The organism is Paenibacillus sp. FSL R10-2796, from assembly GCF_037965315.1.
In the GTDB taxonomy this organism is placed as follows: Bacteria; Bacillota; Bacilli; order Paenibacillales; family Paenibacillaceae; genus Paenibacillus_AQ; species Paenibacillus_AQ odorifer.
Genome location: NZ_CP150178.1, coordinates 545,282 through 557,913 on the forward strand (window position 1 = coordinate 545,282; position 12,632 = coordinate 557,913).

11 protein-coding genes are annotated in these 12,632 nt (G+C 45.2%); 9 read left to right on the forward strand and 2 right to left on the reverse strand.

Annotated elements, in window-relative coordinates; translation table 11 throughout:
* The first annotated feature begins 96 nt into the window (after positions 1 to 96).
* The 7 genes from NST58_RS02600 to NST58_RS02630 all read left to right on the forward strand — a co-directional run bounded on the left by NST58_RS02600 (position 97) and on the right by NST58_RS02630 (position 5,631).
* Positions 97 to 516, forward strand: coding sequence for a pyridoxamine 5'-phosphate oxidase family protein (locus tag NST58_RS02600; RefSeq protein WP_038568443.1), 420 nt, complete (start codon positions 97 to 99; stop codon positions 514 to 516).
* A gap of 119 nt (positions 517 to 635) precedes the next feature.
* On the forward strand, positions 636 to 1,310 hold the full coding sequence (locus NST58_RS02605; RefSeq protein ID WP_038568445.1) for a response regulator transcription factor: 675 nt from the start codon (positions 636 to 638) through the stop codon (positions 1,308 to 1,310).
* Positions 1,307 to 2,734: a HAMP domain-containing sensor histidine kinase gene (locus tag NST58_RS02610; RefSeq protein ID WP_038568448.1), complete on the forward strand. Its 1,428-nt coding sequence runs from the start codon at positions 1,307 to 1,309 to the stop codon at positions 2,732 to 2,734. Before NST58_RS02605 ends, NST58_RS02610 begins: the two co-directional genes overlap by 4 nt.
* A gap of 70 nt (positions 2,735 to 2,804) precedes the next feature.
* On the forward strand, positions 2,805 to 3,716 hold the full coding sequence (locus NST58_RS02615) for an ABC transporter ATP-binding protein (protein WP_076302328.1): 912 nt from the start codon (positions 2,805 to 2,807) through the stop codon (positions 3,714 to 3,716).
* A complete protein-coding gene (locus tag NST58_RS02620) occupies positions 3,713 to 4,429 on the forward strand; it encodes an ABC transporter permease (RefSeq protein WP_076124588.1) in 717 nt (238 codons plus the stop codon). Before NST58_RS02615 ends, NST58_RS02620 begins: the two co-directional genes overlap by 4 nt.
* A gap of 1 nt (position 4,430) precedes the next feature.
* Positions 4,431 to 5,165: an ABC transporter permease gene (locus NST58_RS02625; protein WP_076302329.1), complete on the forward strand. Its 735-nt coding sequence runs from the start codon at positions 4,431 to 4,433 to the stop codon at positions 5,163 to 5,165.
* Between the two features lie 100 nt (positions 5,166 to 5,265).
* Positions 5,266 to 5,631 carry a metalloregulator ArsR/SmtB family transcription factor gene (locus NST58_RS02630; protein ID WP_036682656.1) on the forward strand — a complete coding sequence of 122 codons (366 nt, stop codon included), beginning with the start codon at positions 5,266 to 5,268 and terminating at the stop codon, positions 5,629 to 5,631.
* A gap of 431 nt (positions 5,632 to 6,062) precedes the next feature.
* Here NST58_RS02630 and NST58_RS02635 read toward each other — a convergent pair whose 3' ends face one another.
* Positions 6,063 to 6,824, reverse strand: coding sequence for a CPBP family intramembrane glutamic endopeptidase (locus NST58_RS02635; protein WP_076124584.1), 762 nt, complete (start codon positions 6,822 to 6,824; stop codon positions 6,063 to 6,065).
* Positions 6,825 to 7,088: 264 nt separating this feature from the next.
* Between NST58_RS02635 and NST58_RS02640 the strand changes: the two genes are divergently transcribed.
* Both NST58_RS02640 and NST58_RS02645 read left to right on the forward strand, forming a co-directional pair.
* Positions 7,089 to 9,332, forward strand: a complete 2,244-nt coding sequence (locus NST58_RS02640; RefSeq protein ID WP_076302330.1) for a heavy metal translocating P-type ATPase — start codon at positions 7,089 to 7,091, stop codon at positions 9,330 to 9,332.
* Between the two features lie 180 nt (positions 9,333 to 9,512).
* Positions 9,513 to 11,555, forward strand: coding sequence for a methyl-accepting chemotaxis protein (locus NST58_RS02645; protein WP_254847742.1), 2,043 nt, complete (start codon positions 9,513 to 9,515; stop codon positions 11,553 to 11,555).
* A 99-nt stretch (positions 11,556 to 11,654) separates the two neighbouring features.
* On the opposite strand, the gene NST58_RS02650 is transcribed toward NST58_RS02645, so the two are convergent.
* Positions 11,655 to 12,617 (reverse strand): L-lactate dehydrogenase, encoded by a 963-nt coding sequence (locus NST58_RS02650; RefSeq protein ID WP_076124580.1) that lies wholly within the window; start codon positions 12,615 to 12,617, stop codon positions 11,655 to 11,657.
* Between the last annotated feature and the right edge of the window lie 15 nt (positions 12,618 to 12,632).

Genomic DNA, 12,632 nt, shown 5'->3' on the forward strand with positions numbered 1-12,632 from the left:
GTACATTATAATAAGCACCATTGTTATGATAAATCCAAACGGTGAGCTTGGATATATAAACTTTTGTTTACATGCTTGAAGGGAGAGATTTACGTAATGGATAACAAACAACTGGAGCAACTCATTATTAAGGCATTGGATGACAACAAGTTCGGTTCCTTTGGTACGATCGAAGAAGGAAATAAGCCGAAAGTACGTTATATGGCCATTTTCCATGAGGGTTTGAGAATTTATTTGGCTACAAATCGCAAAACTCATAAAGTGGAGGAGTTATCCGATAATCCGAATGCTTTTGTACTGCTTGGCTATGAGGCAGGCGGAAGCAAAGATGTGCTGGAGATTGAAGCAACTGCTACCGTCTCTAAGGATGAAGGCTTGCGCTCCAAGGTATGGAATAAAGAGCTGGAGCCATGGTTTACAGGACCTGATGATCCTAATTATGTAATTTTGGAGCTTACTCCAACACGTATTGAGTATGTAGGCAGCAATAAAGAGCATGGAGTATGGCAGCCGTAAGCTATAGCTTTGAATTGATCAAACAGCCCTCCTATCCCATATGGGGTAGGAGGGCTGTTTGATGTGTTATAATGACTTCAACTTTTTAGGTATTCATATCGGGGAGGAGCTAAAGCTACATGAGCGTTACTCTGTTATATATTGAAGATGATCGTGAAATTGGCAGTGTAGTGTCTGCTGATTTAAGCGAAAGAGGATATAGTGTCCGCTGGTTACGGAGCGGCGAAGGAGCAATGGAAGAAGCCGGCGCCTGCCAACTGGCTATTCTCGATGTTATGCTACCAGGTCTGGACGGGTTTACGATCGGGCAACGTTTGAAACGTTCTTACCCTAAGCTGCCCATTTTGATGCTTTCCGCCCGGACCTCTATTGATGATAAGCTGCAAGGTTTGGAGTTCGCAGATGATTATTTGACCAAGCCTTTTCATCCGGATGAATTGGCCGCTCGAATTGAGGTGCTGCTCCGAAGGAATGGGGCATCTGTTCAGGATTCGCTCACACTTAAACATCTAGTCGTATATGAAGGGGATAACCGCGTAATGAATGCTCAGACTCAGGAAGAAATCATGCTTACAGGTAAGCAATTTCAGATTTTTTCCTATTTGCTGCGTCATCTTAACCAAATTATGACGAAGGAGCAGATCTACGAGGCCGTGTGGGGTGAGGCTTATATCGAAGGGGATAAAACTCTGATGGTACATATTCGTTATTTGCGCGAAAAGCTGGAGCTTGATCCGGGTAATCCGGAAATTATCGAAACTGTCCGTGGGATCGGCTACCGGGTAAGAGCATGAGAGGATTAGAGCGCATTCGCAAGAAACGTAATTCCTCCTTGTTATCAGGGTATTTGCTAATTATCGTATCTGCACTGCTATTTATCCCTGTGGTCCTTCCGTTGTCTTTTGTTGGCTACAATATTCTTAACGAAGTGACCAAAGGTGCCCCGCCTGTAGATACATCCCTGTATTCGAATATTGCACCGCTGGAGACTATGTGGCATAAAGAGGCACTTCACTTAGAAAATGCTTCTTCGGAAGCCATAAATCAGCGGCTGATTGAATTGAGTCGAAAATACACCGAGGCTACTATGTTTTGGGTAGACGCGCAGGGAAAAACCCAGTTGATTCTCACGCCTGAAGAAGGGGATAAGGATAAGATTTACCCTGAAGTTCCTGATCAGTGGACTGCGGCTGAGGCTATTTCATTTATGAAAGAAAGTACGAATCGTGATCCTTTAGCCATCGTTGCTTTCGTGGGGGACAAAGTGGAGGCAGACAAGGGATTTATGGTGATGCAAATTCCAAGCAAGCTGCTGAACAAAGGGGCTTATGGGGGATTAGGGGCTTGGGCTTGGTATAACTTTGTGTTATTTACCCTTTTTGGAGGGTTCGCTCTGGTTTCGTGGATGTTCTTTAGAAAAATTCGCAAACGGCTGCTGCAACTGCAAACCGCGATGACGATTACAGGCCCGGATAGAATGCCTAAGTCTATAGTGACAGGCAAACTGGACGAGATCGGTCGCCTGGAGGAAGCTTTTAATACGATGGTAACCAAACTGGATGAAAGCCGACGCAGGGAAATAGAAGAGGAAGAGTTGCGTAAGCGTCTAGTCTCGAATTTATCTCACGATTTACGCACACCTCTAACCGTCATTCGCAGCCATATCCATGTTATGACCAAAGAGGATCTGACCTCAAAAGGTAAGCAGTCCTTACAGCTTATGGATGAGCGTATTGCGGATCTTAGCGTCCTGATCGAGAATCTTTTATCTTACAATCTGCTCAATAGTGGACGGGTAACCTTAAAGCTGGAACGTAAAGATGTTCTACGCTTGTTACGGGAGAGTGCGGCTGCTTGGTACCCCGTATGGGAAAAAGAGGGCTTCGACATTGATATTAACCTGGAAGCCGAACCGCTATTCTGGAGGGTGGATGAGGTCTGGTTCCGCCGTATTCTCGATAATTTGTATCAAAACATTGTACGACATGCCAGCAGCGGGCATTATGTCGGGATCTCAACGGAGCAACGTAATGAACAACGTGCCATAATTATTGCGGATCATGGTCGAGGCATTCAGAGTCCATCCGATTACAAGGGGGCAGGTTTGGGATTGTCTATCGTCGATCTTTTGATGAAGCATATGGAGCTGGAATGGGTTGTGGAGAGCACAGGCAAAGGCACTTCTATTGTAATCTTTGATCCGCATCGTGAAATTTAAACAAAACTTAAACTTGGCACTTCCTTGTTCTTAACCTTGGGACGTTATGCTGTATACCGAGGTGAAGAACATGGAAGAAACAGTGATTAAAACTAAGGATTTATTGAAAAAATATCGTGGCCGGGCTGCGGTAGAAAATTTGAATTTAAATATCCGTAAGGGAGAGATTTATGGTTTTCTGGGTCCAAACGGAGCTGGGAAAACTACAACAATCCGTATGCTGCTTGGCCTAATTACACCGACATCTGGAAAAATTGAAGTGTTCGGCCAGGATCTTCGGAGGAATAAGCTGCAAATTTTACGGAAGGTAGGGTCGCTTGTCGAATCCCCCTCGTATTATGGGCATCTGAGTGCTGTGGACAATCTCGAAGCGATCCGACGCATTCTGGATGTTCCGAAGTCACGAATCGCTGAGGTGCTAGATATTGTTTCTTTAACCGGGGAAGAGAGACGTCCGGTCAAAGGGTTCTCCCTCGGGATGAAGCAGAGACTCGGTATCGCAGCTGCCTTGCTAGGGAATCCAGAGCTGCTTATTCTGGACGAGCCAACGAACGGACTCGACCCGTCAGGGATTCAGGAAATTCGTGGGCTTATCAAACGTTTGCCACAGGAGCAAGGAATTACGGTTGTAGTATCCAGTCACCTGCTTAGTGAAATTGAACAAATGGCAGATACCGTGGGTATTATTCGCCAAGGGCAAATGGTATACCAAGATACAATAGCTAATCTGCAACAACAGGCTGCTGGCGAGATACGCCTTGCGGTTTCGGAACCAGAGTCTGCGTTACGTCTCGCTGGAGGCCGGGGGTATGAAGGGACACTACAAGAGCAAAAACTGATTTTTTCAAGAATGAACGATGCAAGAGTAGCGCTGCTAGTCAAGGCTTTGGTAGAGAATGGGCACGCTGTCTATCGTGTAGAGGAGCGGAGACAATCGCTTGAGGACTTCTTCCTACAGGTTGTGGGAGGCGGGGAATCATGATGTGGCGGGCGTTGTCAGCGGATTGGCTTAAAATCCGCGGCAAAGGAATTTGGTTTCTAGTGTTTCTAGGACCGATTGGTCTAGTAGCCATGCAGGGCCTTAACTTTGGCCTTCGTTATGATTATCTGCGTCAGCAGTATAGCGCGGATTTATGGGGAGGACTTCTGGATAATGTGTCCGGGTTTGTGCCCACAGCTCTTTTTCTGGGAGGCACTTTAGTATGCTCGTTGATTGCAAATGTCGAACATCAGATGAGTTCATGGAAGCAGCTCTTGGCACTGCCTATCTCTCGTACCTCAGTGTTTATGGCTAAGTTAATGCTCTGTCTGCTGCTAGTGGCAGTTTCCTGCTTGTTGCTCTCAGTGGGGATAGTTGTTTTAGGGCTTATTTTGGGCTTCAAAGCGGATCTTATTCCTTATGTGGATGTAGTGCGGATTGGCTTTATGTCCTATATTGCGGCTCTGCCGGTCATCGCGCTACAGCTGTGGCTTTCCCTGGCTAATCGTAATCAGACACTGCCAGTTGCCCTGGGGATCACATTATCTTTGACGTCATTTTTCTCCATGTTCCTTTCGGAGTGGGTGCCTTTAACATGGCCATATTTGGCGTGGGACTCCTCTAATCGCCTTTTGTTCAGCGGTGCGGGTCTGCTGCTGGGAATGCTGGTGTTTTTGCCGGGTGCAGTGCATTTCGCTCGAAAGGATGTGGATTAAGATGATGTCATTTTGGAGAGTATTATCCTCAGAGCGATTAAAAATGTCTAAATCATATGTTTGGCTTTTAGTCATAGGAAGTCCGGTTTTATCACTGGTTCCCGGATTGTTATCGGATAATCAAGGTGAGAAGATGTCTTGGGAGCTGCTGTTAAGTGTGATGTCAATGATGCATGCTTTGCTGTTTCTGCCTGTGCTTTCAGGCATTTTTGCGGCCCTGATCTGTCGTTATGAGCATCATGACGGTGGTTGGAAGCTATTGTTGTCTCTGCCTGTAACCCGGTTGTCGGTGTATCTCTCAAAATATGTGATGATCATCGGATTGCTGGCTGCTGTGCAAGTAACGTTCCTCGTTATGGTGCTGGGAATGGGCTTGTTCCGAGGGGCTCCAGATCCAATCCCTTGGGCTCTACTGCTAAAATCAGTATTTGGCGGCTTTGTAGCCTGTCTACCTCTCGCCGCATTGCAGCTGGCGATCTCGCAAAGCTGGAGCAGTTTTGGCGCACCGCTGGCGCTGAATGTGAGTCTGACCATTCCCAATATACTGATCGCTAATTCTTCAACCTACGGCCCCTATTATCCTTGGGTACAGCCGTTGTTGGCCATGAGTCCTTATGGTGATGACGGATTTGGTGCCTTTAATCTGCCTTTAGAGACACTGATGATGATAGTGGGAGGAAGCTTGATTGTCTTTTTTGCCGCAGGACTAATCTCCTTTTATCGTAAAGCAGTCTAATTCACAATCAGAGGCTATAAACTCCTCCTCAATGGACATCCCGTGCTGTTTTTCTTATAATTAAAGAATATACTTAGCTAAGATGGAGGAGGGCGAGAGCATGGAGCCAACGGCATTAGAGGATTGCGACAATACATGCAAGGGTTCAGAGCTTGAACCGGAATCCATTGCATTGATCCTGCCAGACCGTGGGATTACTGATAAAATGGCAGAAATGTTCAAAGCGTTGGGTGATCCAACACGAGTGCGGCTCATTTACGCTTTGTCACAGCAAGAATTATGTGTACATGATTTGTCCGTGATCCTTGATATGGGCCAATCTGCGATATCCCATCAGCTCCGTTATTTACGTAATCTACGGATCGTGAAGCGGCGTAAAGAGGGGAAAACGGTATTCTATTCGCTGAACGATGCGCATGTGGAGCAGATCTTTTTGCAGACCCACGAGCATGTCCGACACGAATAGCTAGTTGCAAAAAAAGAGGGACTCCAGCAGCCATTGAATGGCTTTTGGGAGTCCCTCATTTTATTATGCCGACGAGTCCCAACCATCCACTACGGCTTACGGACCCAGCTGATGTTATTTGCACAATAATTGCTTTTTGAGCAGAGTTGCGGACCTCAGTGCAGTTATTCTTTAGAAAGAGGTCTTATTTTGCTCTTTTTCATGCCAATAGCGCCTATGGGGTCCGATAATATGCTAAACCGGGGATAATACTGCTTTTAGGGTCAATTGGGTCCGTTAGCTGTGTGGTTTGCGACAAATATTGCTCTAATGAAGCTAGGTGGCATCTCAACTAAACTAAGTAGCACCTCAATTAAACCAGGCTGCGTCGGGGTTAACCAATGCGTTTAAATCCACTGAAGCCTTGTATTTCGAAGTAAGGATTTAGCTTATTAGCTGGCTTGATTTAGGTTCTTCGTTAGGTTTGGTTTTCTAAAGGACAACACTAGCCAGACACATTGCACAGCAAGCACTAGCAGGATAAATAGATCGATTCCCATGTATTCACTCGTATTATCGTTGCCCACAAACTGAATTAAATTATGTATAAAGTGAAAGGATATCAGCGGAAGAATATTATTATTTTTTAGCATCAACAAGGCTAGCGCAAAACCGATCAGAAGCGCATATACGAGTTGTAGAAGAATTTGTGTGATATCAGTGCTGGATAATGCATTAAGTAAGTGGGTAATAGAGAAAAGAATACTTGAAGTGATCACTGCTGTTTTAGCCCCTTTAGGAAGCAAGGTCTTAAAAATCAAACCGCGATAGATACTTTCCTCCACAAAAGCGACCAGCAGGGTGAAGAAGATAAAGAACAGTACCTCAGATGCACTGATCTCACGAAATCCCTTAAAGGATATGGTAATCAGGACCACTACTAGCGGGGCATAATAGATCCAGTTGCCCGAGGATATGGTGTTTAGAGGTCGGAAGCCAAGCGTGCTCCATTTGCGCTTAACTGTAAAGTAGATGATGAGTACAAGCGCGATTGGGATGAAGGAGATAAGTACAGGGGCGGTGTACGCAAGTTCCTTAATTGTTGCGTAAGCCCCGGCGGCAGTTACGGCTACAAGTAATAACACTTCGATAATAACTACGCTCCAAATAGGGTGTTTCTGTGAAAAAGAAGACGTTTTGGCTAGCTTTGACATGTTCTAAATTCATCCCTTCTGTGTAAATCATTTGCCCATCGAGCTTCATTGATAATGGGGTCATTCGTATGTAAGAAACTTACTTTGGGTCATACATGATTTTACATATTTTCTCGTAAAGGTCAATTGATTTAATTTTTAAGATAATGTAGAAAAATGGTGTATATCGCGTATTGACCTTGAAATATAAAGGGAATATAATAGGGCTAAGATAACATATGAACAAGTGCTCATATATGGTTTTTATTTGAGGAGATGTGCCGTATGGATACAATGCAAGGAAAATTAAAACGTCAGTGGGAATTAGAAGGCTTGGATTGCGCCAATTGCGCGATGAAAATTGAAGATAAGGTGAAGAAGATTGAAGGTGTATCGTCTTGTTCCGTTAATTTTGTAACAAAAACAATGACGTTGGAAACTGCCGCAGGGTATGAGGAGTCAGCGATTGTAGAAGCGAAGAAGACGGTGAAGGCACTTGAGCCCCACGTAAATGTGAAAGAGAAGGTTGGGGGCAATCACAAGGCGCGCAATAGTGGCGCTCATGAACATACGCATGATCACGAGCATGGTCATGAGCACGTCCATCAAGCTGCTGGACATCATCATGGTCATGAGGATGCTGAAGGTCATGGTCATACTCACGAGCACGGGGAAGGTGATACACGCAAAATATTGCTGCGGTTAGGCGCTGGTGGAATTCTTGCTCTAGCTGGGATATTCCTGCCCGTGAATGGAGTAGTTGAATTACTAATCTTTTTGGCAGCCTATCTTATCGTGGGTGGTGAAGTTGTCTGGCAGGCGGTTAAGAACATCATCCGTGGCCAGGTGTTTGATGAGAATTTCCTGATGGCTCTGGCAACTATCGGTGCATTTGCGATTGGTGAGTATCCAGAGGGCGTGGCAGTAATGCTGTTTTACCAGATTGGAGAACTGTTCCAAGGTCTGGCCGTGAATCGTTCACGCCGATCTATTACGGCACTTATGGATATTCGCCCCGAGTTTGCCTATCTCAAGCTTGGAAATGATCTGAGGAAGGTCTCACCAGAGGAAGTAGCCATCGGAGATTTGATTGTTGTTAAACCCGGTGAGAAGGTACCCCTTGACGGAACAATACTTGAAGGTAACGCCATGATGGACACATCTGCACTTACTGGAGAGTCGGTACCACGATCAGCTGGTCCAGGAAGTGCGGTGTTAAGTGGTTTTATTAACCGGAACGGCGTAATTACTGTGCAAGTTACTCAGACCTTTGGAGAATCGGCCGTATCCAAAATACTGGAGCTAGTGCAGAATGCATCAAGCAACAAAGCTAAAACCGAGAACTTTATTACTAAATTTGCACGTGCCTACACGCCTGTAGTAGTGATCACAGCAGTCCTGCTGGCCGTCGTTCCTCCACTGCTGATCAGTGGTGCAACTTTTTCGGATTGGATTTACCGTGCGCTTGTATTCCTCGTAATCTCTTGTCCTTGTGCGCTTGTGGTCTCGATTCCACTGGGATTCTTCGGAGGGATTGGTGCAGCTTCACGCAGCGGTATTCTGATTAAGGGAAGTAACTACCTGGAAGCCCTAAATGATGTGAAGGTAGTTGTCTTTGATAAAACAGGAACGTTGACCAAGGGACAGTTTAAGGTTACGGGGATTTATCCGTCGGGTGGCAAATCTAAGGATGAATTACTGCGGACAGCCGCTTATGCGGAGAGCCATTCCAATCACCCGATCGCTGAGTCGATTCGGACGGCTTATGGTGAACAGATTTCTAAGGAAGCTATCTCCAATTACAATGAAATCTCTGGTCATGGTATCGAAGTAACTATCGAAGGCAAGACCGTATTTGCAGGTAACGCACGTCTGATGGAGCGTGAGGGAATTGCTTATGAGGTCCCAGAGCAGAGCGGTACCGTTGTTCACATTGCAGTAGATCATCAATATGAAGGTTATCTGGTGATCGCTGATGAAGTGAAGGAGGACTCACTGCAGGCCATTCAGCGCCTCAAAAAGCTGGGTATACGCAAGACGGTGATGCTGACAGGTGATGCTTCCGCCGTAGCTGAAGATGTAGGGAAGCAGTTAGGGGTAGATGAGGTACACGCAGAGCTTTTACCACAGCATAAGGTAGAGGCCATCGAGAAGCTGGATCGTGATAAGTCTCCACGCGAGAAGATTATTTTTGTCGGAGACGGAATTAATGATACTCCTGTACTGGCTAGAGCCGATGTCGGCATCGCTATGGGAGGACTTGGTTCCGACGCTGCCATTGAAGCAGCAGATATTGTAATTATGACCGATGAGCCTTCGAAGATTGCTGTAGCTATCGGAATTGCCAAGCGTACTCGAGCCATCGTATGGCAAAATATTATTTTTGCTTTAGGTGTAAAAGCTATATTCCTTCTGCTCGGTGCATTTGGGATTGCCACGATGTGGGAGGCAGTATTCTCAGATGTAGGGGTAACCGTACTTGCCGTACTGAACAGTATCCGAGCTTTAAAAGTGCAAGACGAAGGTTAAGAATCTTTGGTGTTTAAATAAATGATTTCAACAAAAGTAAGCTTTAGGATTCCGGTTTTAGGGGTCTTAGGGCTTATTTTTTTTATTCTCCAGCAAAGAATTTGTCTATTTTTGCCGATATAGAAGATATATCCACATCAGGAGATATTATAACAAATGGAGTGAGGAGGCTATTTCATCGTGAATGAAAATGAAATGAAAGGAAACAAGATGAAAAAAATGAGAAAAAATGTAACGAAGAGAAAAGCGACGTCAATTCAACTTAAGTGGTCATCTGTTATATTAGCTATTGCAATCGTGCCGCTCATGGTAGCGACCATATTTTTACTTGATTATTTCGGCAATGTCACACGCACAGACAGTGAGCAAATGGCGCAGGACACCATTAATACGAACACATTCCGGATGGATGAGTGGCTATCCAACAAAACCTCGTCCGTAAAGGATCTGGTGTCCCAGCATCCTGAGTTCGATTTTACAAATCCGGCAAGTATCTTCCCTGTGATAGAAGTGCTGGAGGAAAGTGACAGTGAGACAGAAGGTTACAGTGTCATTAGTAAAGACGGCCAGTTAACCAATATGATGAACATGACCGCAAATGTAGCAGATGCGAGCTATTTCTTGAAAGCGAAAGAAACACATGCGCCTGTGTTGGGGGAAATGTCCTATCTGGAGCAGCTTGATAAATATATCATTCCGATCGTAGTTCCTGTCATGGATAAGGATAAGCAATTTATGGGAGGTATTGTCTTCTCGATTACTCCTGAAGTTCTTGCCCAAATGAGTAATGAAATTACTATGGCGGATACCGGATTTGGATATGTAATCTCAAATGATGGCATGTATTATACATATCCAGACGTCAGTCGTATGGGCAAAAAAATTACCGATTTCGCTAAAGAGCCGGCTCTTCAGAAGGTCGTTGACAAGATTTTAAGCAATAAAGAGGGGTCTGAAACTTATAAGGGCGAAGATGGTAAGAAAGTCATTACATACTTTAAGACAATTCCAGATACCGATCTGAAGCTTCTTGTAACAGTGCCGGAGAAAGAGGTTTTTGCCAAAGTGACCTCTGCACAAAGAACAGCAATGTTCATCTTACTGGCAGTTATACTTGTCATAATTTTTGTTTCACTGTACCTTACTCGTCTTATCGTTAGACCCATTAAAGCTATTTCCTCGACTATGAAAAAGGTGGCAGAGGGTCATCTAAATGAGAGGGTTAAAGTGCAGTCCGGAGATGAGATCGGCGAGATGAGTCAAAATATCAATGATATGATTGAGACACTCTCCGGTATTGTCAACAAGATTGATACAACAGTAGTGGAGGTTACTTATTCCTCAGAAGGAATGCTGAAATCGGCTCAACGTTCGTCCTATACTTCAGCAGAGGTTGCCACAGTTATCCAAGAAGTAGCTCAAGGAATGGAAGAGCAATTTAGAGGCTCCGAGCAATCCGCAAGAGCAACGGAAGAGATGGCTGTAGGTTTACAACGTATTGCTGAGTCCTCTGCAGCGGTATCAGATCAGGCTGAGACAGTCAACTCAGAAGTAGAGAGTGGCTATTTGGAAATTCAATCTACACTGCAACAGATGGCTGTTATCAGTTCCACAGCTAATCAGACTGCCGAGATGATTGGGAAATTAAGTGAGCAATCGGAACAAATCGGACAAATTGTGGATGTAATTTCTGAGATATCCAATCAGACAAGCTTATTATCTTTGAATGCTTCTATTGAGGCTGCCAGAGCTGGAGAACATGGTCGTGGCTTCGGTGTAGTTGCGAATGAGGTGAAGAAGTTAGCAGAGCGGACAAACAGCTCCATCATTAGTATAGTGGAGCTAATCGGCGGCATTCAGTCTTCAACAACAAGTGCAGCGGATTCCATGAAGAAGAGTATTGAGGAAATTGGCGATGGAATGGGGAAAATGCAAAACGTCGGTGTTTCCTTTGATCATATCCGTTCTTCGATCCGTGAAGTATCGTCGCAAATACAGGATGTGTCAGCAATTAATGAAGAGATGTCAGCCGGCACGGAAGAAATAACGGCTTCTATATCCGATATGCTCGGAATAGCTAAAGAATCTGCTGAGAATGCTCAGGCGGTCTCCTTAGCTTCAGCGGAGCAGACAGAGATTATGAAGGATGTCGTGTCCTCCGCGGAATCACTTAATGAAGTGATGTCTGTGCTGAAAGAAGAAATCGAAAAGTTTAAAAAGTAGGAGATAAACTGAGATTCATCTCCTAATAATACAAAAAATCGCTCTCTGGGAGCTGGTAGGTGATCTCACCAATTCCCAAAGTAGCGATTTTTTTATGAATTAAACGCTGTCTTCCAGCTGTAGGCTCTCGATGCCTGCACGTACAATGTTGCAGGAGTGGTTCAATTTCTGGGTTTCCTCTGTATTTAAATTAAGCTCCAGCAGCTCTTGAATCCCAGTGTTGCCTATGATGGCGGGCACGCCCGTGCATACACCACTATGTCCGTACTCTCCATCCAGAATGGCGGATACGGCGATAATTTTGTGCTCATCATTCAGGATCGAACGGGTAATGTAGGCAAGTGCGCTGCCAATCCCGAAATGTGTGGAGCCTTTACGGGTGAAAATTTCCCAGCCGGCATCTTTTGTCTTGCGGGAGATATCCTCCAGATCCAAATGCGGGAACCGCTCGCGATGCTGATCTAAAATTTGCAGAATAGGCTTGCCGCCAATTGTTACATGGGACCAAGCTACAAATTGGGATTCGCCATGTTCACCTAAGGCGTAGCCATTAACACTGCGCGGGTCAATGGAGAACACATCGGAGAGCAGGGTTTTTAGGCGCGACGAGTCAATGGAGGTCCCGGTACCAATAATTCTGTGGCGAGGCAGACCTGATATTTTCCAGACCATATAAGTGACAATATCGACCGGATTAGCGGCGACTACGAAAATTCCATCAAATCCCCCAGCCATGATGTTGGTAATGATTTCTCGAGTAATAACCGCAGAGGCTTCCAATACGTCAAGTCGGGTCTGCCCGGCTGTTGGATTAGCGCCAGCGGTTAAGATAACGACATCCATTTTTGCACAATCGCTATAGGTTCCGGCATACACCTTTGTGCGTGTGCTTGTGAAATCCATACAGTGCGAGAGATCAAGTGCTTGTGCCATAGCCCGATCATAGGTGCGGTCGATCATCATAATTTCGTCGCAAATGGCCTGATTAACCATGGAGTAAGCACAGCTTGAACCCACCATTCCGGCCCCGACGATGGCTACTTTTCTCGATTTACTTTTCAATTGCCTTGTCCTCAC